This window comes from Alcanivorax sp. (genome assembly GCF_040118815.1).
GTDB lineage: Bacteria > Pseudomonadota > Gammaproteobacteria > Pseudomonadales > Alcanivoracaceae > Alcanivorax.
The window spans coordinates 396,339-418,150 of record NZ_JBEDTC010000006.1 but is presented as its reverse complement, the minus strand read 5'-3'; the positions used below and the strand labels follow the sequence as shown (position 1 = coordinate 418,150).

16 protein-coding genes and 1 tRNA gene are annotated in these 21,812 nt (G+C 56.0%); 9 read left to right on the top strand and 8 right to left on the bottom strand.

Annotated elements, in window-relative coordinates:
• Window positions 1-28: 28 nt before the first annotated feature.
• Window positions 29-1,708 carry a FimL-related protein gene (locus ABNH18_RS05950; RefSeq protein ID WP_349381927.1) on the bottom strand — a complete coding sequence of 560 codons (1,680 nt, stop codon included), beginning with the start codon at window positions 1,706-1,708 and terminating at the stop codon, window positions 29-31.
• Window positions 1,709-2,103: 395 nt separating this feature from the next.
• On the opposite strand from ABNH18_RS05950, the gene nhaB reads away from it, so the two are divergent.
• Window positions 2,104-3,696 carry a sodium/proton antiporter NhaB gene (gene nhaB / locus ABNH18_RS05945; RefSeq protein WP_349381926.1) on the top strand — a complete coding sequence of 531 codons (1,593 nt, stop codon included), beginning with the start codon at window positions 2,104-2,106 and terminating at the stop codon, window positions 3,694-3,696.
• Window positions 3,697-3,769: 73 nt separating this feature from the next.
• Here nhaB and dnaQ read toward each other — a convergent pair whose 3' ends face one another.
• The 3 genes from dnaQ to ABNH18_RS05930 are packed head-to-tail and all read right to left on the bottom strand — an operon-like array spanning window position 3,770 to window position 5,743.
• Complete coding sequence (dnaQ, locus tag ABNH18_RS05940) at window positions 3,770-4,510, bottom strand: DNA polymerase III subunit epsilon (RefSeq protein ID WP_349381925.1); 741 nt, start codon at window positions 4,508-4,510, stop codon at window positions 3,770-3,772.
• Window positions 4,510-4,962, bottom strand: coding sequence for a ribonuclease HI (rnhA, locus tag ABNH18_RS05935; protein WP_349381924.1), 453 nt, complete (start codon window positions 4,960-4,962; stop codon window positions 4,510-4,512). Before rnhA ends, dnaQ begins: the two co-directional genes overlap by 1 nt.
• 4 nt (window positions 4,963-4,966) lie before the next feature.
• Window positions 4,967-5,743, bottom strand: coding sequence for a class I SAM-dependent methyltransferase (locus ABNH18_RS05930; protein WP_349381923.1), 777 nt, complete (start codon window positions 5,741-5,743; stop codon window positions 4,967-4,969).
• 97 nt (window positions 5,744-5,840) lie between these two features.
• On the opposite strand from ABNH18_RS05930, the gene gloB reads away from it, so the two are divergent.
• The 8 genes from gloB to ABNH18_RS05890 all read left to right on the top strand — a co-directional run bounded on the left by gloB (window position 5,841) and on the right by ABNH18_RS05890 (window position 16,677).
• The gene (gene gloB, locus ABNH18_RS05925; RefSeq protein ID WP_349381922.1) at window positions 5,841-6,614 is read left to right on the top strand and encodes a hydroxyacylglutathione hydrolase; all 774 of its coding nucleotides are present in this window, start codon (window positions 5,841-5,843) and stop codon (window positions 6,612-6,614) included.
• Window positions 6,615-6,677: 63 nt separating this feature from the next.
• Complete coding sequence (locus tag ABNH18_RS05920; RefSeq protein WP_349381921.1) at window positions 6,678-8,294, top strand: lytic transglycosylase; 1,617 nt, start codon at window positions 6,678-6,680, stop codon at window positions 8,292-8,294.
• A complete protein-coding gene (locus tag ABNH18_RS05915; protein WP_349381920.1) occupies window positions 8,272-10,104 on the top strand; it encodes an extracellular solute-binding protein in 1,833 nt (610 codons plus the stop codon). Before ABNH18_RS05920 ends, ABNH18_RS05915 begins: the two co-directional genes overlap by 23 nt.
• A 12-nt stretch (window positions 10,105-10,116) precedes the next feature.
• Window positions 10,117-11,922: an extracellular solute-binding protein gene (locus tag ABNH18_RS05910; RefSeq protein WP_349381919.1), complete on the top strand. Its 1,806-nt coding sequence runs from the start codon at window positions 10,117-10,119 to the stop codon at window positions 11,920-11,922.
• Complete coding sequence (locus ABNH18_RS05905) at window positions 11,919-12,998, top strand: microcin C ABC transporter permease YejB (RefSeq protein WP_502876772.1); 1,080 nt, start codon at window positions 11,919-11,921, stop codon at window positions 12,996-12,998. Before ABNH18_RS05910 ends, ABNH18_RS05905 begins: the two co-directional genes overlap by 4 nt.
• A complete protein-coding gene (locus ABNH18_RS05900; RefSeq protein ID WP_349381918.1) occupies window positions 12,998-14,026 on the top strand; it encodes an ABC transporter permease in 1,029 nt (342 codons plus the stop codon). Before ABNH18_RS05905 ends, ABNH18_RS05900 begins: the two co-directional genes overlap by 1 nt.
• Window positions 14,023-15,624, top strand: coding sequence for an ABC transporter ATP-binding protein (locus ABNH18_RS05895; protein ID WP_349381917.1), 1,602 nt, complete (start codon window positions 14,023-14,025; stop codon window positions 15,622-15,624). The genes ABNH18_RS05900 and ABNH18_RS05895 overlap by 4 nt, the downstream gene beginning before the upstream one ends.
• 255 nt (window positions 15,625-15,879) lie before the next feature.
• Window positions 15,880-16,677 (top strand): enoyl-ACP reductase FabI, encoded by a 798-nt coding sequence (locus ABNH18_RS05890; protein ID WP_349381916.1) that lies wholly within the window; start codon window positions 15,880-15,882, stop codon window positions 16,675-16,677.
• 101 nt (window positions 16,678-16,778) lie between these two features.
• Here the strand turns inward: ABNH18_RS05890 and ABNH18_RS05885 are convergent, their stop codons facing one another.
• The 4 genes from ABNH18_RS05885 to lon all read right to left on the bottom strand — a co-directional run bounded on the left by ABNH18_RS05885 (window position 16,779) and on the right by lon (window position 21,769).
• The gene (locus ABNH18_RS05885; RefSeq protein ID WP_349381915.1) at window positions 16,779-18,710 is read right to left on the bottom strand and encodes a SurA N-terminal domain-containing protein; all 1,932 of its coding nucleotides are present in this window, start codon (window positions 18,708-18,710) and stop codon (window positions 16,779-16,781) included.
• A 117-nt stretch (window positions 18,711-18,827) separates the two neighbouring features.
• Window positions 18,828-18,904, bottom strand: a tRNA-Asp gene (locus ABNH18_RS05880).
• Window positions 18,905-18,914: 10 nt separating this feature from the next.
• Window positions 18,915-19,187, bottom strand: coding sequence for an HU family DNA-binding protein (locus ABNH18_RS05875; RefSeq protein ID WP_039925990.1), 273 nt, complete (start codon window positions 19,185-19,187; stop codon window positions 18,915-18,917).
• 185 nt (window positions 19,188-19,372) lie between these two features.
• Window positions 19,373-21,769 carry an endopeptidase La gene (gene lon / locus ABNH18_RS05870; protein ID WP_349381914.1) on the bottom strand — a complete coding sequence of 799 codons (2,397 nt, stop codon included), beginning with the start codon at window positions 21,767-21,769 and terminating at the stop codon, window positions 19,373-19,375.
• Window positions 21,770-21,812: the final 43 nt, after the last annotated feature.

Sequence of the window (21,812 nt, the reverse complement as noted above, 5' to 3'; positions counted from 1 at the left end):
TCATGCGACGTTTTTCATGGGCGTAGTCTCAAGCGACTTTTGACACCGGAAAGCCTAATGCATTCATGCTTTCTTCAGCCACCTCCAGCACGCCATCGCCAATGGGTTTTTGTTCTTCCATGCTCTCCAGATAATAATCCACCCCGGTCAGTGCATCGGCCAAAGTTTCCATATTTTCCCGGGTAGGCACCTGGTCACCACCAAGCAGCCGGTTGCTGATGTATTTATGGCACGCCTCGGTAACCGCTTTGGCCCGGTCCAGTTCCAGGAACATCAAGCCCCCCGCAATCGAGGCGAACGTACCCGGCAAGTTGGACAGATGCATAGCATCCCAGTTGTTATCCATGAATGAGGAAATAGACCGTTTGGCCAACGCCAGTCCGGCACGGCACTCGCCAACCACCGTCATGCGAGCGTCATCCAGCTGATACAGGGAAATATTCGTGTTGTTGGCCGTGCGATGAACATCGTCTTCCGGGCTAATGCTTCGCTCCAGCCCCGCCACGACGTTCTCCACAATCAAAAGGTCATCGACCAACCCATGGAACGCTTCCCCTTCCACGCTTTGATCTGGAGCCCATGTCGACACTTCCTGGGCACGTAACTTGATCGCTCGGGACTCATCATCCTTGTTGATCATGTCCAGGGTGCTGCCCAGACGCTTCAAGCTGGCGGCCACCGATTGGTAATTGGTATCAGCGACGCCTTGTGAGGCCAGATCCAGGCTCTCCTTCAAATCAGCAATTTCATCTCGCATGGCACTGGCCACAGAGCGAATCACTGACCCACTTGCACCGGTCATCAAGGCCAGCTCACGCTGCAGTACGGTATCACTGACTTCCGACTTCAGACCAAAAGCCTGCTTCACGTCACCAATCGCACCGCTGTCTTCAGCTGATAGAGAAACAATGTAGAGGCTTTCTTTGATCAGCAGCAGCGGTGCTTCTTCCGTCACCGCCTGATCGCCATCATAGACCAGCTTTTTTAGCTGACGATCGTATTGGGACAACAGAGCCTTGCGGGCCGGAGTGATCGCCATCTGATCGCAATACATGGCGGTCAATACAGACTGCGCCACCCACAGAAAACGGCTCAAGCCGCATTGGCCGGCCGCACGATCCAAGCGCACCAGCGCCCGGGCCATCAACTTGAGGTTGGTGGCACTGTTCTGTCCGCGAAGAATTCCCAGCAACCCCACTTGATACATATGACGCAGGCGTCGGGCCAGGGCCGACAGCTCGCTAACGGACATGTCCCGTTGCGAGGCCTCCGGGACCCGTTGACGGGATAGATCCGCGCTGAAGAAATGGCTTTCCTGGATCAGGCCTTTACCGCCCGAGTGGCGCAGCTCATTAATGCCACCGATCAACAAAGCAGGCAATGTGCGGTTCTTCAGCTGTACATAATCAAAATAGCGTGTCAGCAGGACAATCGCATTGCTTAACGCCTGGATGCGGGCGTCAGACACTTTATCCTGCAACTCCCGCGCGGCCAGCGCCATTTCTTCACTCATTAAGGCTGCCGCAGGCAGCTCAACCACCTGGCAGATACCGCGAAGCTGCTGAAAGGCTTGCGCACAATGCTGCAACTCATCCTGGCGGCTACGGTCATCCGAAAACGCTTCGAGCTGGTTTTCAGCTTCTGTCAGGGTGGTATCTATCGCTTCCTTGAGAAAAGTCAGGGAGGTGGTGTTTGTTATGGCAACCATGGACTCTCCGCAAGCACCAAACTGTTATTATCATCGGGTTCGTTCCGTTAGGCGCGCAAACCCCCGGATACGCCCGCAATCAACATAATAGGATTGTAAAACAAGGCGTATCAACTCTTGCACGTCATCAAAGACTGCGTCAACTTTCATTTGTAAGCAACTGATTTATTGATGATTTGTTAACCTGCCCACACTCCTCTTATCAACCACATCCAGCTACCCTATATGTGCACCAGCCTTCTACGTCAATCAGACCATTGACGTAAGACAAATTGCCCCACTGATTGCCCTGTACTGGCGCATAACAAGTCCTTATCATTGCCGCGCCCCGCATCCGCCCCTATGCGGTCAGCACGGGCAAACCTCATCCAATCGCCGTTCAGCAGGAACCCGTCATGTCAGCCACGCTAGGCCGCGCCTTTGTGCAGAACTTCTTGGGGCAGGCCCCCGCCTGGTACAAGTACACCATCGTTGCCTTCCTGCTAATCAACCCCCTGGTCGCTTTGGCACTGGGGCCCGTCACGGCTGGCTGGCTGCTGCTTGCCGAGTTCATTTTTACCCTGGCCATGGCGCTCAAGTGTTATCCGTTGCAGCCCGGCGGCCTACTGGCTATTGAAGCGGTGATGATCGGCCTTACGACCGCAGAGACTGTGTTACACAAGGTGGTCGGCAATATCGAAGTGATGTTACTGCTGATTTTCATGGTCGCGGGCATCTACTTCCTTAAAGATCTGCTGCTGTTCATGTTTACCCGCCTCCTGTTGGGGGTGAAATCCAAAGTCACTCTGAGCCTGCTGTTCTGTGCCGCCGCCGCCCTTCTCTCAGCCTTTCTTGACGCACTGACCGTCACCGCCGTAGTCATTGCCGTGTGTACCGGCTTTTATGGCATCTACCACAAGGTGGCTTCCGGCAAGACTTTTCAGCAAAAACACGACCACGGCGACGACACAACTGTGGAAGAGCTGCACCGTGAAGACCTGCGTCGTTTTCGCTCGTTTCTGCGCAGCCTGCTTATGCACGCGGCAGTGGGCACTGCTTTGGGCGGAGTCTGCACCCTGGTGGGTGAACCCCAGAATCTGCTGATTGCCAACAAAGCAGGCTGGGAGTTCGGGGAGTTTTTCCTGCGCATGGCTCCAATTACCCTGCCGGTGCTGGCAATGGGGCTCCTGACATGCGTTTTTCTGGAGATCAGCGGCAGCTTTGGCTATGGCGAAGATATTCCGGAAAAAGTGCGCGGCATCATGCGTCAGTACGCCCTGGAACAGGACCGCAAACGCACTCCGCAAAACCGCGCGGCACTGGTTATTCAAGCCATCACTGCAGTGTGGCTGGTCATCGCCTTGGCGACCCACGCCGCATCTGTGGGGCTGGTCGGGCTCACCGTCATCATTCTGGCCACCTCTTTCACCGGGATTATCGAAGAACACCGCCTTGGGGCGGCCTTCGAAGAAGCCCTGCCTTTCACCGCCCTGCTCACGGTATTCTTTGCCGTGGTAGCGGTGATTGCCGACCAGCAGCTATTCGCACCGGTGATTGAATACGTGCTGACCCTGGACAAGCAGGTTCAAGGGCCCGCCTTCTACATGGCTAATGGTGTCCTGTCGGCGGTGTCTGATAACGTCTTCGTGGCAACGGTGTACGTAGATGAAGTCGGGCAGGCGCTACTCAAGAACGAGATTGACCGGGATACGTTCGATCTGCTGGCTGTAGCCATCAACACAGGCACCAACATTCCATCAGTGGCGACACCTAACGGCCAGGCTGCCTTTCTGTTCTTGCTGACATCGGCGCTAGCGCCGTTGGTGCGGTTATCCTACGGGCGAATGGTCGTCATGGCTCTGCCTTACACCATAGTGATGTCTATCACCGGCCTGATCATGACAGCCACAGCGCTAGAACCCGCCACTGACTATATGTATGAAAACGGCTGGATTCAGCATCATCAGGTAGAAGATCTTCAAGAAACACCGGCCATTCCGGGGCACTGATAGCCCGGAATTACCGGCGTGAAGGAGTGTCACAAGACTTCGGCAGCCCAACGGCCGCTCACGCAGCCAGCGCCTACTGTAGCGGCGTGTCGTCGTCTGCCAGCCCCTGCCAAACAGTAGGCTCACCATTCTTACTGCCGATGGCCGACAGTTTGTCGTGGTGACGCTGCTCTTCATTGTCGCTGGCGCGCACCACTGCCAGCGCGGGGCGATCCGCACTTAACCGTCTGATCACTTCTGCAGCGGCATCACCGCCTTGCTCGCTACTGTCGTTACCACCCAACGACAGGCGGGTCTGCCCGCCGGTCATGGCCAGGTAAACGTCCGCCAGAATCTCCGCATCCAGCAAAGCACCGTGCAGTTCACGGTGACCGTTTTCCACGAAATAGCGGCGGCACAACGCATCCAGGTTGTTCTTCTGCCCCGGGTGCTTCTGGCGTGCCATCACCAGGGTATCGAGCACCCCGCACCGCTGTTCGATGGTCCCGTAGCGGGCCCCAAGGCGACGCAACTCATGGTTTAGGAAGCCCACATCGAAAGGAGCGTTGTGGATGACCAGCTCCGCTCCGTCCACGAAGGCCAAAAACTCATCGACCACTTTGTCGAAGGTAGGCTTGTCAGCCAGAAATTCGGTACTGATACCGTGGACAGCCAATGCCCCTGCATCGATTTCCCGCTCCGGATTCAGGTACAGGTGCAGGTTATTACCGGTGAGGCGGCGATTTTCCATCTCCACACAACCGATTTCGATGACCCGGTGCCCATCATTGGGCTCCAGGCCGGTAGTTTCCGTATCCAGTACAACCTGACGCATTAGCCTGCTCGCCCCTGCTGTTTCATTTCATCAATACCCCGGTTGGCCAGCGCATCGGCCCGTTCATTGCCCGGATGGCCGCTGTGGCCCTTGACCCACTGCCAGTCCACGTCATGCCGTTGAACCGCTGCATCGAGACGCTGCCACAGGTCCACATTCTTGACCGGCTGTTTTGAAGCCGTTTTCCAGCCGCGCTTCTTCCAGTTAGCCATCCACTGCGTGATGCCATCCATAACGTATTTGGAATCTGTGGTCAGCACCACCTGACAAGAGGCGTTGAGAGTCTCCAAAGCGACGATGGCCGCCATCAGCTCCATGCGATTATTAGTGGTCTCCGGCTCGCCACCGAATAATTCCTTCTCCTTGTCTCCATAAAGGAGAATGGCGCCCCAGCCACCCGGGCCGGGATTACCGCGGCAGGCGCCGTCGGTATAAATAATCACGTTCTTCAAAGACTCAGGACTCCCTGTTCTGCTGACCCCAGCGGGCCACCGGTACCGGCACCACGGTATTGCGTGGCACCTTGCGTTGTCGTGTGGCCAACGGACGCACTACGCCTGCGCGTTTTCTCGCCACCAAGAGGTAGGTATTGCCGTGTCGCGGCCAGAGGAAGCGCCCCAGCCAGTCCAGTAAGCGCAACCGGCTGCGGCCACGATCGGACAGCGGCATAGTATAGAAGCCACTGGCCATGCCATCGACCTCAAATCCGAGAACCTGCAACCAATCGGTCAATCGGTTGGGACGGTAGTAACGCCCTATCCAGCCCGGAGCCTTCCACCAGAGTAGCCACCGGGCCAGCCCCATCACACTGATGGGATGAAATCCGATGATCGCCATCTTGCCGCCAGGCGCCATGCAGCGCGACGCTTCACGTAGTGCCTGGTGAGGATCCGCGGCAAAATCCATGGTGTGATGCAGCAACAACACATCCACACTGCTTTTCGCGATCGGCAACAAATCCAGCCTCGACTGCAATTTCACTCCGGTAAAACCGGGTGGTGCGATACTGGTTTGCCAGCGCAGCGGTGATTCCGACAGGAAATCACGACCACCACCGGCATAAACCGCCACCGCACGTTGACCTGCCTGGCTGCGCAACCACTCGGTCAACATGGCTTTTTCTTCGCACAACACTGCCTGCCCCGGCTCAGTATCGAGCCATTCATCAAAGCCTCTTCCCAATTCACCGGAAGAGGCATTGAACGAGATACGGTTGAGTGGAGGTAGCTGCATAGCGGACAATCTCTTGATCCATGAATGCGTGAGCCGGATGATGAAGCACAGGAACAGGTGCCAGCAGACCTGCTTACAGACAGGAGCGTACCACGACATGACAGCCAGCCCTATTGCTATCCCCGCCTTCAATGACAACTATATCTGGGCATTTCATCAACAGGATCAATGCGTTGTCGTCGATCCCGGTGACGCCGAACCAGTGGAGCGCTACCTGAGCGAGAACGGCCTGAGCCTGTCCGCACTCCTGATCACCCACCATCACCCCGACCATGTTGGCGGTATCGCGGCATTAACCAAGAATCGGGATATTCCCGTGTATGGCCCGGCGGCGGAATCCATTCCGGCCATGAGCCACCCGCTAAACGACAGCGACACCGTCACCCCCGCGGGTACGGACCTGTTGTTCACCGTCATGGCCGTACCCGGCCACACCCTGGGCCATATTGCTTTCATCAATGCGGACAACGGCTGGTTGTTCTGCGGGGACACCTTGTTTGCCGGCGGCTGTGGGCGCCTGTTCGAAGGCACTCCGGAGCAAATGCTTCACTCCCTGCAACGCCTGGCCTCCCTGCCCGAAAGCACACAGGTTTTTTGTGCCCACGAATACACCCAGGCCAACCTGACCTTCGCCGCCGCTGTTACCCCGCAAGACCCCGCCGTGCAGGCGCGCTTGCAGGCGGTCATCGATCTGCGCCGCAAAGGTAAAATTTCTTTGCCCTCCACCCTCGCGGAAGAAAAAGCAACCAACCCCTTTTTACGCAGTGATGACAAAGACTTGAAAGATTCCTGTCAGCGGCACGAGCCAGGATGCGGCGATTCCGATATGCAGTGTTTTGCGGCCTTGCGTCGCTGGAAGGACAACTTTTAGCGCCTCGTGCTTGCCGTGCCGCCTATCCGTCGCCAAAATGCATGAAATTTTTAGCGTTACTCCATGATTATGAAAAAAATTATTCCATTAGCCCTTTTTCTCGGGCTGGGCGTTCTTGGCGGTTGTGCGACCAATAAGCCCCTTGAAGATCTTCCCCCCATGCCGGCTGCCGAGCCTTCCGTGGATGACGCCAATTTGGCGAACGGCATGGACGAACCCAGCCCAGTCGAAGACAGCGATAACCAGGCAACGGTGGACGACGACCTCTGGATGCGCTTGCGCGGAGGTTACGGGCTCGATCTGAGTATCGAAAACGACCGGATTCGTGTGCAGCGTGAATGGTACGCACGCCACCCAGAGTATTTTACCCGCGTCACCACCCGTTCAGAGCGCTATCTGCACTACATCGTCGAGCAAGCCGAAGCCCGCGATATGCCGCTGGAACTGGCCTTATTGCCCATCGTAGAAAGTGCCTTTGATCCCTTTGCTTACTCCCATGCCCGCGCGGCCGGGCCCTGGCAGTTTATTCCCTCCACTGGGGATTATTTCGGCATGCAGCGCACCTGGTGGGAAGATCAGCGCCGGGACATCCTCAAGTCCACCAATGCCGCCCTGGATTACCTGCAACAGCTCTCCAACCGCTTTGAGGGTGACTGGTTGTTGGCACTAGCCTCTTACAACGCGGGCGGCGGCACCGTATCGCGAGCCATCCGTCGCAATAAAGAAGCAGGAAAGCCCACCGATTTCTGGAACCTGGACCTGCCCCGCGAAACCACCGCGTATGTCCCTAAATTACTGGCCATCGCACAGATTGTCGGTGACCCGCAGGCCTACGGCGTGCCCCTTCACCCCATCAACAACGAACCGTACTTCGCCACGGTAAAAACCGGCGGGCAAATCGACTTGGCCCAAGCCGCACGCTTGGCGGATATTTCCGTGGAAGAGCTCTACCTGCTGAACCCGTCCTATAACCGCTGGGCCACATCCCCGGATGGCCCCTTTCAGTTGTTGGTGCCTGTAGATCGGGCCAAACGATTCCAGAGCAAGTTGGCTGACCTGCCCAAGGACCAACGCATGCAGTGGGCCCGTTACGAAATTCGCCCCGGCGATAATCTGGGCGCCATTGCCCGCCAGTACCGCACGACACCCCAGGTGCTACGCAACATCAATCACATGAAGAACAACACTATTATTGCCGGCCGCACCCTGCTTATTCCCGGCCCAGTGTCCTCCAACAGTGACTACAGCCTTAGTGCTGAATCTCGCCTGGCCAAAAAACAGTCCAAGCAACCCAAGGGGCGCCAGCGCGTCGATTACACGGTGCAGTCAGGGGATACGCTCTGGGAAATCGCCCGTCGCCATAAAGTCGGCGTGCCTGAGTTGGCCAAATGGAACAGCATGGCGCCCACAGACAGCCTGCGTATAGGCCAGAGCCTGGCCGTGTGGACTAAGGGAAGCATGGCGGCCAGCCCGGCCAACACCCCCTCTTCCAGCAATCCCAACATGGTGCGCAAGGTCCGCTATGCGGTTCGTAATGGCGATTCCTTGTATGCCATTGCCGACCGCTTTAATGTATCGGTCAACGATATAAAAAGCTGGAACAACACTGTAGCCAGCAATCGATACATACAACCCGGGCAACGGCTGACAGTCTACGTTGATATTCGCCAAACGCACTAAACGCACCTTTGCCCTGCTGGGCCTGTTGCTCGGCGTGGTCTGCCACGCCGAGCCCACTCGCAGCCACGGTTACCATCCGTTCGGCACCCTCAAGTATCCCGCCGACTTCCAGCACCTGGAGTACGTCAATCCGGATGCCCCCAAGGGCGGCACTCTGCGCTTGTTTGGCCAGGGCACCTTCGACAGTCTGAACCCCTATATTCTTAAAGGCCGTAGCCCTGCAGATACACCGGGCATCCAGATGTATGGGGTCACCGAAATCGCCGACAGTCTGCTAATGGGCAGCCAATCGCACAACCCGCTTGGCGATGAAGCCGGTGCCGCTTATGGGTTAATCGCCGACTGGCTGGAATATCCGGAAGACCGCAGCTGGTGTACCTTCCATATCCGAGACGAAGCGCAATTCCACGACGGCCACCCGATACGTGCCGACGACGTGGTGTTCTCGGTGAATACCCTGCGCGAAAAAGGCCACCCGGAATTCACCCTTCGCCTGGCCGATATCGCCAGCGTAGAAGCCATTGACCCGCAAACGGTAAAATTCACGTTCCACCGGGGCCGCCGGGACCTACCCCTGATGGCTGGCGCCATCCCGATTCTGCCCCGCCATTACTGGCAAAAAAATGACTTCGAAAGCGCCTCCCTCACCCCACCACTTTCCAGTGGTCCCTACCAGGTCAGTGAGGTGGATGCCGGACGTAAAGTCACCTTTACCCGGGTTAAGGATTACTGGGCCAAAGACCTGCCGGTAAACCGGGGCCGCTATAATTTCGACACAGTGGAATTCGAGTTCTACCGCGATGCGGATGTGGGCTTCGAAGCCTTCAAGGCCGGTGGCTACGATCTACACTACGATTACAGCTCCAAGCACTGGGCCACCGCCTATGCGTTCTCCGCCCTGGAAGACGGCAAAGTGAAGCGCGCGGAAGTGCCCCATCACATTCCACGGCCGGTGCAGGCCTTCTTCTTCAATACCCGGCGCGCGCCTTTCAATGATATCAATGTCCGCCGCGCCGCCAGCCTGCTATTCGACTTCGAGTGGTCCAACAAGAACCTGTTCAGCGGCGCCTACCAACGTACACAAAGCTGGTTCCCTAATAGCGATTATCGGGCAACAGTACCGGCCCCGGAGGCAGAAAAAGCCTTGTTGACCCCGTTTCTGGATCAGCTTCCAGACGATTATTTTAGTGCCGATATCAACCCGCCGGTAAACGACGGCAGCGGCCAGATACGCCACCGCATGCGCGAAGCCCTGGCGCTTCTGAAAGAAAGTGGCTGGAAACTCGACGACCAGACCCTGGTGAACACGCAAGGCAAACCGCTGCAGTTCACCGTGCTGAACTACCACAACCCAGGCATTTACCGCATTCTTGCTCCCTGGTTCCGTAATTTGAAACGCTTGGGTATCAATGCCCAATATCGGGAAATCGACCCGGCGGCCTATAAGCAACGGCTGGACAGTTTCGATTACGATGTGGTGTTGTTTGTATTGCCGATTCAAGCCTATCCGGGCCCAGAGCTGAAAGACTACTTTCTTTCTGACAGCGCCAAGGTGGTCGGCAGTCGCAACCTGGCGGGTATTCGCAATCCCGTGGTGGATTTTCTGGTCGACCACGCACTCAGTACCGACAACGAAGGCGACTACCGGTTAAGCTTGCAAGCACTCGACCGGATGCTGCGCTACCAGCAATACGGGGTCCTGAACTACTATATCAGCACGCACCGCATTGCCTGGTGGGACAAGTTTGCCCGCCCACCGGAACCAATCCCTTACGGACTGGGTCTGGACACTTGGTGGGTTAAAAAATAACAAGGAGTCTTTATGGCCGTTAACCGCAGCCTGTTGCGCGGGTTATTGGTGGGTTTGTGCTGTTTTTCCGCCTTGGCACAGGCCGATGTTCATCGCAGCCATGCCATGGCCATGCACGGCAGCCCGAAGTACCCGGCAGGCTTTCAGCATCTGGAATATGTGAACCCCGAGGCACCCAAAGGCGGTAAATTGCGTCGCCACGTCATCGGCACCTTCGACAGCCTGAATCCTTTCGTGCCGAAAGGCACCGCTGCGGCCGGGATCGGCTCCCTGGTCTATGACACGCTGACCACTCGTGCAGAAGATGAGCCTTTCACCCAATATGGCTTGCTCGCCAAGACCATCGAATGGCCCGAAGACCGTAGCTGGGTGCGTTTCCACCTGAACCCCAACGCCACATTCAGCGACGGCAAACCCGTGCAGGCCAGCGATGTGGTGTGGACATTCAACACCCTCATCAACGATGGCGCGCCTTTTTACAGTTTTTATTACAGCGGCGTTGATCATGTCACCGCTGATGACGCACGTACTGTCACCTTTCATTTCAAACCCGGTGACAACCGGGAACTGGCGCTGATCATCGGCCAGCTACCGGTGTTACCTGAGCACGTCTGGAAAAGCCGAGAATTTACCAGTGCAGGCCTGGAAAAACCCATTGGCTCCGGTCCTTATGCCGTCGGCAACGTCGAGACCGGTAAACAAATTAGCTACCAGCGACGCAAGGATTACTGGGCCAAAGACCTGCCCATTATGCGTGGCCGCAATAATTTCGATGTGGTTTCCTTTGATTATTTTCTGGATGACACGGTAGCACTGCAGGCCTTCAAGCGAGGCGATTACGACTGGCGCTTTGAGGTGAGTTCAAAAAACTGGGCTACCAGCTATAAAGGCCCTGCCTTCGATAAGGGCGAACTCGTTAAAGAAGACGTTCCCCATTCCAACCCTGCCGGCATGCAGGGAACCGTCTATAACCTGCGTAACCCCCTGTTCCAGGATGTGGCCCTACGTGAAGCCATGACCTTCGCGTTGGATTTTGAATGGTCCAATGCCAACCTGTTCTATGGTCAGTACAACCGCACGCGCAGCTATTTCCAGAACTCTGATATGGCTGCCACCGGCCTGCCCTCCGATGCGGAGTTGAAACTGCTGGAACCGTTGCGCGACGACATTCCGGAACGGGTTTTCACAGAAAGTTATGAGCCGCCCAAAAGCGATGGCAGCGGCCGCCCCCGTGCCAACCTGGCCCGGGCGCAGACACTGCTGAAGAAAGCCGGTTACCAGATCAAGGATGGCCAGCTCCATACCCCAGATGGCGTTCCGGTGAGTTTCCAGATCATGCTGCACCAACCCGCATTCGAGCGCATTCTGCTGCCGTTTGCCCGAAACCTGAAAGCGCTGGGGATCGATGCCCAGGTGGTCAAAGTAGACACCAGCCAGTATGTGGAACGTATCCGCAATTTCAATTTCGACATGGTAGTCAGCTCCTTCGCCCAGTCGTCCTCCCCCGGCAATGAGCAACTGGAGTACTGGGGCAGCGATGCCGCCGAGGACCCCAGCAGCCGCAACATCATCGGCATTCAGAATCCGGCCGTGGACAATCTGGTCAACGCCATTGTCACCGCCTCCACACGGGATGAGCTGATCACCGCCTGCCGCGCTCTGGACCGGGTACTGCAATGGAATTTCTACGTGATCCCCAACTGGTATGCCGACCACCATCGTCTCTCTTATCGTAGTCGCCTGAAACATCCATCGCTGCCTGAATACGTAGGCATTGATGGCGCTATCGACACCTGGTGGGACAGCAACGCGCAATGATGCGACTTTATATTGCCAAACGACTGTTGCTTATCATCCCTACTCTATTCGGTATTCTGCTACTGAATTTTGTGGTGGTGCAGGCAGCGCCCGGCGGCCCCGTAGAAAAAACGCTGGCGGAACTGCAGGGTATCGGCGGCGGCGCCGGTGGCAGTTTTGCTGGCGGCAGCGTGGATACGCTTAGTAGCGGCGGTGATTATCGCGGCTCTAAGGGCCTGCCGCCAGAATTGGTGGAGCGTATTCAAAAGCTCTATGGTTTTGACAAGCCAGCGCCGGAGCGTTTCTGGCTTATGGTCAAAAGCTATCTGACTTTTAATTTCGGTGAATCCTACTACCGTGATCGCTCAGTCACCGAGCTAATTGTGGAACGTATTCCCGTGTCTTTGTCCCTGGGACTGTGGAGCACCTTGATTGCCTACATGGTGTCAATCCCGCTTGGCATCCGCAAAGCCGTAAAAGACGGCTCACGGTTTGATATCTGGAGCAGCACGGCCATTGTAGTCGGCTTTGCCATTCCCAGTTTTTTGCTGGGGATTCTGCTCATCGTCCTATTCGCCGGGGGCTCATATTTAGAGTGGTTCCCGTTGCGCGGGCTGACCTCTGACAATTTCGACCAGCTTGGACTTTTTGGCAAAATCACCGATTACCTGTGGCACATCACTCTACCCACTCTGGCTATCGTCGCTGGTAGTTTTGCCACCCTGACCATGCTGACCAAAAACTCCTTTATGGATGAAATTCGCAAACAGTATGTGCAGACCGCTCGGGCTAAAGGGCTTAGCGAAAAGCAGGTGCTGTATGGGCACGTTTTTCGCAATGCCATGCTGATCATTATCGCCGGTTTCCCCGCCGCTTTCGTCGGCATGTTCTTCACCGGCGTGCTGCTCATCGAATTTATTTTCTCTCTCGATGGCCTGGGGCTGCTCGGCTTTGAGTCCGTGATCAACCGCGATTATCCCGTAGTTTTTGGCACCCTGTTTATTTTTACCCTGATCGGCCTGCTGCTGAAACTGGTCAGTGACCTGACCTATATGTGGGTCGATCCGCGCATTGATTTCGAGCGGAGGCAGAGCTAATGGCCTTCCGTAACCCGGTTTGGCAACGCCAATGGCAGGCGTTTCGTTCCAACAAACGTGGCTATTGGGCGCTGTGGATTTTTGCCACGCTGTTTGTGCTCAGCTTGGGTGCGGAGCTGATCGCCAATGAAAAACCCCTGCTAGTCAGCTACGACAATGAACTCTACGTTCCCGTATTCAACACCTACCCGGAAACCACTTTCGGCGGCTTTTTCGAGTCGGAAACCAACTACCGGGACCCGGTCGTCAAGGATCTGATCAACGACAAGGGCTGGATGATTTGGCCGCCCATTCGCTACAGCTACAACACCATCAATTACGATCTGACCGTCCCTGCGCCGGCGCCACCTTCTGCAGAAAACTGGCTGGGAACGGATGACCAAGGCCGCGATGTGTTGGCCGGGCTGATTTACGGCTTCCGCATTTCCGTCTTGTTCGGGCTGGTACTGACGATTCTTTCCAGCATTGTCGGCATTATCGTTGGCGCTATTCAGGGGTATTACGGCGGCTGGCTGGATCTGGCCGGCCAGCGGTTTCTGGAAATTTGGTCGAGCATGCCTACGCTTTACCTGATCATCATTATTTCCAGCTTTGTGGTGCCCAGCTTCTGGACATTATTGGTCATTCTGCTGCTGTTCTCCTGGATGGCGCTGGTGGACCTGGTGCGCGCGGAGTTCCTGCGCTGTCGCAACATGGACTATGTGCGCGCCGCCCACGCCATGGGCGTACGCACGCCGATCATCATGTTCCGCCACATGCTCCCCAATGCCATGGTAGCCACCCTGACCTTCCTGCCTTTTATTCTCAACAGTGCCGTGGTCACGCTCACCTCGCTGGATTTCATCGGTTTTGGCATGCCACCGGATGCGCCCTCACTGGGCCGCCTGGTGGGCCAGGGCAAGGCCAATCTGCATGCCCCGTGGCTGGGCATCAGCGTATTTGCCACGCTCACCCTGATGCTGACCCTGCTTGTGTTTATCGGTGAAGCCATCCGCGATGCGTTCGACACAAGGAAGTTTCTGCAATGAGTCTGCTGCGCATAGAAGGGCTGAGCATTCGCTTTGCCGATCAGCTCGCCGTCGATGACATGTCGCTGGAACTCCAGCCTGGGCGTATGTTGGCATTAGTCGGCGAGTCCGGTTCTGGCAAATCACTCACCGCCTTGTCAGTGATGGACCTGCTGCCAGAGAACGCTCACTGGCAGGCAGACAGCCTGCAACTGGACGATATGGACTTGCTGGCACTCAACAGCGAGCAGAAACGCAAACTGCGCGGTGGCCGTATCGGGATTATTTTTCAGGAGCCACTGACGGCCCTGAACCCTCTACACACCGTGGAAAAACAGATCAGCGAAAGCCTGTTTGTGCATCAGGGAATGAGCAAAAAGCGCGCTCGTGAGCGCTGCCTGTCACTGCTCGAACAGGTCGAGTTACCCGCCACACCGGACATGCTGGACCGCTATCCGCACCAACTTAGCGGGGGCCAACGCCAGCGGGTCATGATCGCCATGGCCCTGGCCAATGAACCACAGATCCTGATAGCGGATGAGCCCACCACCGCTCTGGACGTGACCGTGCAGGAAACCATTCTCGACCTGATCAAGCGACTGCAGAAAGAACTGAATCTTTCCATTTTGTTGATCAGTCACGACCTGGGCGTAGTGAGCCGTTTTGCCGAAGACATCGTGGTGATGCATAACGGTAAACGTGTGGAAGCCGGGCCCACAGATGTCGTGCTGAATCACCCCAAGGAAGAGTACACCCGTCACTTGATCAATGCGGAGCCTCAGGGCCGCCTGGCGCCCCTGCCAGACGATACGCCGGTACTACTGAAAGCTAGTGGCATGGCAGTGACGTTCAAAGGCAAACGCCGCGCCCTTTTCTCGCCGCCACCGCTGCTCCATGCGGTGGACCAGATAGACCTGACCCTGCGCCGTGGCGAGACCCTGGGCATCGTTGGTGAGTCCGGCTCGGGCAAGTCCACCCTGGCTCTCGCCCTGTTACGGCTGATCCAGAGTGCTGGCGATATCGAAATGGATGGCACGGATATTCGCACCCTTTCCCATTCCGGGTTACGGCAATGGCGAAGCCGTTTCCAGGTCGTATTTCAGGACCCCTACGGCAGCCTGAACCCGCGCATGACCGTGGGCCAGATTGTCGCCGAAGGGCTTGCCGTGCATGCCCCAACACTGGGCGCTACGGAAAGAGAAGACCAAGTCTGCCGTATTCTCGAAGAAGTGGGTCTGCCCACTAACGTACGCCACCGCTACCCCCATGAATTTTCCGGGGGCCAGCGCCAACGGATCGCCATCGCCCGCGCGCTGATCATGGAACCGGAATTGTTGGTACTGGATGAACCCACCTCCGCGCTGGACCGCAGCGTCCAGCACCAGATCCTGGAACTGCTCAAATCCTTGCAGTCACGGCGCGGACTCAGCTACCTGTTTATCAGCCACGACCTCAAGGTAATCCGGGCTATCTGCCACCGGGTACTGGTCATGAAAGACGGCAAGACCGTGGAGCATGGCGATACGCAGGCCGTCTTCGACAATCCACAGCAGCCCTATACCCACAAACTCATGGCCGCCGCCTTTGCCCGCAGTAGGAAACAGACGGTTGCACTTTGACCGTTTGCAGGCGGGCGTAATAACGCGGCAAATTGCCTATAATCAATCACAAGTTTAAAGTTTAAAGTTTAAAAGCACTGAGCAGCCTAACGCCAAGAGCGGCCACCTTTTCCGTGATACAGCTGTGAGCCGCTCTGCAACTGAACAGCGTGCGTTGTTGGCGCAGGAACTGCCTATAACGTTAGCTCAAGCGGCAGATCGCGCTTTGAAACTTTCAACTTTTAACTTTTAACTCAAAGCATATCGAGGACGAACATGGGATTTCTTGCAGGCAAGCGCTACCTTATCGTCGGTGTCGCCAGCGACCGCTCCATTGCCACCGGTATTGCCGAAGCCATGCACCGCGAAGGTGCCGAGCTGGCTTTCACTTACCAGAACGACAAACTGAAAAGCCGCGTTCTCAAAGCCGCAGAACGGTACGGCAGCAGCGAGGCCATGTGCTTTCCCTGCGATGTGACCAGCGACGAGGCTATTGACGCTGTCTTTGCCGAACTGGGCAAGCAATGGGATGGCTTGGACGGTATCGTTCATGCAGTAGGTTTCGCTCCCGCTGCAGAACTGGATGGTAATTTTGTGGATGTGGCCACCCGCGAGGGTTTCCAGATTGCCCACGACATTTCCAGCTACAGCTTCGTGGCACTGGCCAAGGCTGGCAAAAACATGTTGGCCGGCCGCAATGGCGCCCTGCTCACCCTTACCTATCACGCTGCCCGCCAGTCTGTGCCCAACTACAATGTCATGGGCATGGCCAAAGCCAGCCTGGAAGCGTCAGTGCGCTATCTGGCCGCCAGCATGGGCCCTGATGGGGTGCGGGTTAACGGTATATCTGCCGGCCCCATTCGCACTCTAGCCGCCTCCGGCATCAAGAAATTCCGCAGCATGCTCGACTACAATGCAGCCAAAGCCCCCTTGCGACGTAACGTTAACATCGAGGAAGTGGGCAATACCGCCGCATTCTTGTGCTCTGACTTGGCGTCCGGCATTACCGGCGAGATCACCTATGTGGACGCCGGCGCTAGCACAGTATCCATGCCCTTTGAGCTTGAGCTCTAGGACTGATACCTCAAAGTAACGCCTAGAAAAAGAAAAGCCTTAAGCACAAAAAAGCCCACCATCTCGGTGGGCTTTTTTGTGGGCAGGATACCGTAGAGAAATTACTCTCCCTGGTTGGCACTCAACCGGGACGGGTGCAGTTCCACATCTCCCTCTTCACGCAGCAGGGCAACTACCTGACGGAAATTGCGCTGCCCTTCCACATTGCCAAGCTCAACCAGTGCGGCCTGTTGCTGGGCATCACTCAGTGGTTCGGCGTTACCGTCAGCAACACGGGTCACCTGGTAGGCCACTACAGAGCCATCACCCAGGCGAGTTACTGCTACAGGAGATGCGCCACCTTCCTCGAAACGTGGGGCACTGAACGCACCATTAACCACTTCCATGGACGGTTCCGCGCCACCGCGCTGCACGCCTTCCTGCTCTTCAATATCCACCTCGAACAACGCCGCCACTGACGCCAGATCGGCACCATCCTCAATGGATTTCTGTGCCTCTTCGCTAAGCTGCTGGACCTTGTCCATGGCACGCTCACCTTTCAGGCGCTCACGGATAGCAAAGGACACTTCTTCTAACGGCATAGGCTCTGCAGACTTGTTTTCAGCGATCCGTACAGCAATGTAACGCGTTGGATCGACTTCAATCAGATCACTGTTATGCCCTTGCTGGCGAACCTGATCCGAGTTCAGCGCCTGCTGAACCTGTGGCAGAGACAAAGGTGCATCAACCGCAGCCAGGTCAACCCAGTCAGTGGTTACCACAGAGGAGCCCACTTGTTCTGCCGGTGTTTGCAAGTCCGCATGTTCATAGAGCAGCTCTTCCAGTTTCGCCACATCTTCATTCAGCAGTGCTTCTGCACGGGCCTTTTTCAGGTCTGAACGGATCTGATCCGACAATTCAGCCAGAGACGGCAAGGCACTAACGGTATCTTCTTGGGTGACTTTGATCAGGTGCACACCCGCGTCCGTCACCACTGGGGCAGACACCGTGCCGGATTCCAAATCAGCAATCGCTACTTCCATTTCTTCCGGCAAGGCACCTTTGGAAACCACGCCCAAATCACCACCCGACTGGGCGCTACCCGAGTCATCGGAATACTGGCTGGCAGCATCAGCAAAGGATTCGCCACCGGCAATGGCTTTCGCTGCTTCACGGGCACGGACCTTCGCTTGATCCAGGTCTCGATCATCGTTCACTTCGATAAGAATGTGCGACACATGACGTGGCGCATCACCGGCACCGGCATCTTCCATGATAGATGTGCGAACGTCATATTCTGCCTTCACATCTTCAGCTGTCACGCTAACCTGATCGGCATATTCGTCAGCAGACAGCTCAACATAGGACACCTTGAACTCTTCAGGGCGCATGAATTCACCCTGATTTTCGTCGTAGAAGGTTTTAACTTCTTCGTCAGATACGCTGAACTGTTTGCGCAGCGAATTGATATCCAGTTGTGCATAGCGGATATCGCGTGACTGCTCGCCCAGACGACGCTGCTCGTTCAGCTCGGAAGGAAGCGAGAAATCCGTCTGCATGAACCCCGCACGAAACTGCTCTTTAATCATGTCCTGACGCAGCCCCTGGATGTAACTTTGTGGGTTCATCCCTCGAGCACGCAGTTCACGTTCGAACCGTTGTTCAGAAAACTTTCCGTCTTCCTGGAACAACGACACTTTGTAAATATCGGCTGCAACCTGCTTTTCGCTAAACACCATGCTGGATTGCTCAGCGGCGGCCAGAATCAGTTGCTCGTTGACGATGCCGTCCAACACCATTTCCGGACGTACAAAGGAATCCAGCAATGCAGGATTCATATTCGGGCTTTGCTCTCGAAGCATGTTACGAACCCGCTCCACCCGCTGATTCACAACACTACGTGTGATCTTGCTGCCTTCCACTTCAGCCACCACGTCGCCTGTGCTTCCGCCGACAAAGTAGCCGTAAAAGCCGGAAATCACGAAAGGAAGAATGATTGCGGCAAGCAGGACCTTGCCCACGGGACCGCGGACAAACCGTCTGAACTCCTGCATGAAATTACTCCGTAGGGATACTCTCGAAATTCGATCTTATTATTCAGAACCGGCGAGCTGCTGCAGGTTCCCTTAAATGCAAAAAAGCGTACCCCTTACGAGTACGCTTTCTCAAACTGGCGGAGCGGACGGGACTCGAACCCGCGACCCCCGGCGTGACAGGCCGGTATTCTAACCAGCTGAACTACCGCTCCTGCAAACAGTTTAGTTCACCGCGTCTTTCAGTGCCTTACCGGCTTTGAAGCCCGGTACGTTGGCAGCGGCGATCTTGATGGTCTGGCCAGTTTGCGGGTTACGGCCATCGCGAGCTTCACGACGCTTCACAGCAAAAGTACCAAAACCTACCAGAGAAACGCTGTCACCTTTTTTCAGGGCGCCAGTTACCGCTTCCAAAGTAGAATCCAGAGCGCGACCAGCGTCGGCTTTGGAAATATCCGCGCTAGCGGCAATCGCATCAATCAACTCTGACTTATTCACAAAGTTCCCCTTTCTCTATTTTCCCGGTTTTATGGTCGAGGCGTGATGCACTCTCCTTATGCGAAGCCGCCTTTATACCAACGGGTATCAGGGGCGTCAAGAAAGGAGAAGCACGATCTCACCCAAGTTACAAATATTGAAAAACCATACAGATCAACAATTTAAAAAGGTTTAAATTCGATCCGTCAATGTGTACTAGGACGTTTGTTACCTTCCTGGTTTTTCTCTTCTGCCAGCGCCAAATCCTCTTCCAGTTCCGCTTCGGAAAGCGGGCTCGGTTGACGAGTCAGTGCTACATCAAGTACCTGGTCAATCCATTTTACTGGTCGAATGTCCAAGGACGCCTTGATATTGTCGGGGATCTCTTTGAGGTCCCTCTCATTCTCTTCCGGAATCAATACTGTCTTGATTCCGCCGCGATGGGCCGCGAGCAACTTCTCTTTCAGGCCACCAATCGGCAGCACCTGCCCACGCAGGGTAATTTCACCGGTCATCGCCACATCGGCACGCACCGGGATACCGGTCAGGACAGACACCATGGCCGTACACATACCGACACCTGCACTGGGCCCATCTTTGGGTGTCGCCCCTTCCGGCACATGCATGTGCAGGTCATTGCGATCCAGCGCCCGACGGCGAATCCCCAGCGTGCCTGCACGGCTTTTCACTACTGTCCACGCAGCCTGGATAGATTCCTGCATTACATCGCCAAGAGAGCCGGTAGAAATAACCCGCCCCTTGCCCGGCGTAGAAACACTTTCGATGGTGAGCAGCTCGCCGCCCACTGAGGTCCAGGCAAGGCCTGTCACCTGACCGATCTGGTCCTGCTCTTCGGCACGACCAAAGCTGAATTTTCGAACCCCGAGGTAGTGCTCAACCAACTCGTCGCTCATGGTGACGGTTTTGGCTTCACCGGAGAGCAAATGTTCCTTCACTACCTTGCGGCAAATCTTGCTGATTTCGCGTTCCAGTCCACGCACGCCAGCCTCTCGGCTGTAATGGCGAACGATGTACCGTAACACGGCTTCATCAAAAAACAGCTCATCTTTTTTCAGGCCGTTGTTTTTGATTTGCTTTGGGATCAGGTATTGCAGCGCAATATTGACCTTCTCTTCCTCGGTATAACCGGGAAGACGAATCACTTCCATGCGGTCCAGCAACGGTGCTGGGATATTCATGGAATTGGACGTACATATAAACAGGGTTTCGGACAAATTGTAGTCCACTTCCAGGTAGTGATCGCTGAACGTGTCGTTCTGTTCAGGGTCCAGCACTTCCAGCAAAGCAGACGCAGGATCACCCCGGTTGTCCATACCCATCTTGTCGACTTCATCGAATAAAAACAGGGGGTTACGCACGCCCACCTTGGACAGCTTCTGGATAACCTTGCCCGGCAAGGAGCCAATATAAGTACGGCGATGGCCACGAATTTCCGCTTCGTCACGGACGCCACCCAGCGCCATGCGAACGAACTTTCTGTTGGTCGCGCTGGCGATGGATTGCCCCAGCGAGGTCTTGCCCACCCCCGGTGGACCCACCAGGCACAATACCGGTCCTTTCACTTTGCCGACCCGAGTCTGTACGGCCAAAAATTCCAGCACGCGATCTTTTACATCTTCCAGCCCGTAGTGGTCCCGGTCTAAAATTTCCTTGGCGTAGTTCAGGTCATGACGGACACGGCTGCGTTTTTTCCACGGCACCGAGGTCATCCAGTCCAAATAGCCACGCACAACCGTGGCTTCTGCCGACATGGGCGACATCATTTTGAGCTTGTTTAGCTCCGCCTGCGCCTTGTCGCGAGCCTCTTTAGGCATGCCGGCACTGTCGATTTTCTTTTCCAGGTCGTCGAGATCATTACCGCTGTCTTCCAGATCACCCAGCTCTTTCTGGATGGCTTTCATCTGTTCGTTCAGGTAATACTCGCGCTGGCTTTTCTCCATCTGCTTTTTCACCCGTCCACGGATGCGCTTTTCCACTTTCAGCACATCGATGTCGGATTCCATCAGCGCAATCAGGTGCTCAACACGCTCGCGCACTTCCACCATTTCCAACACGTCCTGCTTTTCTTCCAGCTTGAGCTGCAGGTGTGCTGCGATGGTATCGGCCAATCGGCTGACTTCGTCGATGGAAGAAACGGAGCCGGTCACTTCTGGCGCCACTTTTTTGGAGAGTTTGACGTAATCTTCAAACTGCCCTTGCAAGGAGCGCGACAGTGCATCCTGTTCGCTCTCGTCCGGGAGCCCTTCTTCCAGCTCACGCACATCAGCAACCGCACCCTCATCGCCAAATTCAGCCTTGGCAACGTGGGCACGCTGGCCGCCTTCAACCAGCACCTTCACGGTGCCGTCTGGCAGCTTGAGCAATTGCAGGATGGTAGAAATCGTACCGACCCGGTAGATGTCATCCACGCCCGGATCGTCGTCGGAGGCATTGCGCTGGGCCACCAGCATGATCTGCTTGTCGGCTGCCATGGCAGCCTCAAGAGCCGCAATGGATCTTTCCCGGCCGACAAACAGCGGGATAACCATGTGCGGGTACACCACTACATCGCGTAGCGGTAAAAGCGGAATATCTTTCAGCACGTATTGCCTCTATGACTTAGGTGAAAGCAGGACAGACCGGGAC

Excerpts from the sequence above, each read along its gene's own strand:
- ABNH18_RS05950 (WP_349381927.1), bottom strand. The coding sequence starts at position 1,708 with ATGGTTGCCATAACAAACACCACCTCCCTGACTTTTCTCAAGGAAGCG.
- nhaB (WP_349381926.1), top strand. The coding sequence starts at position 2,104 with ATGTCAGCCACGCTAGGCCGCGCCTTTGTGCAGAACTTCTTGGGGCAG.
- dnaQ (WP_349381925.1), bottom strand. The coding sequence starts at position 4,510 with ATGCGTCAGGTTGTACTGGATACGGAAACTACCGGCCTGGAGCCCAAT.
- ABNH18_RS05930 (WP_349381923.1), bottom strand. The coding sequence starts at position 5,743 with ATGCAGCTACCTCCACTCAACCGTATCTCGTTCAATGCCTCTTCCGGT.
- gloB (WP_349381922.1), top strand. The coding sequence starts at position 5,841 with ATGACAGCCAGCCCTATTGCTATCCCCGCCTTCAATGACAACTATATC.
- ABNH18_RS05920 (WP_349381921.1), top strand. The coding sequence starts at position 6,678 with ATGATTATGAAAAAAATTATTCCATTAGCCCTTTTTCTCGGGCTGGGC.
- ABNH18_RS05910 (WP_349381919.1), top strand. The coding sequence starts at position 10,117 with ATGGCCGTTAACCGCAGCCTGTTGCGCGGGTTATTGGTGGGTTTGTGC.
- ABNH18_RS05905 (WP_502876772.1), top strand. The coding sequence starts at position 11,919 with ATGATGCGACTTTATATTGCCAAACGACTGTTGCTTATCATCCCTACT.
- ABNH18_RS05900 (WP_349381918.1), top strand. The coding sequence starts at position 12,998 with ATGGCCTTCCGTAACCCGGTTTGGCAACGCCAATGGCAGGCGTTTCGT.
- ABNH18_RS05895 (WP_349381917.1), top strand. The coding sequence starts at position 14,023 with ATGAGTCTGCTGCGCATAGAAGGGCTGAGCATTCGCTTTGCCGATCAG.
- ABNH18_RS05890 (WP_349381916.1), top strand. The coding sequence starts at position 15,880 with ATGGGATTTCTTGCAGGCAAGCGCTACCTTATCGTCGGTGTCGCCAGC.
- ABNH18_RS05885 (WP_349381915.1), bottom strand. The coding sequence starts at position 18,710 with ATGCAGGAGTTCAGACGGTTTGTCCGCGGTCCCGTGGGCAAGGTCCTG.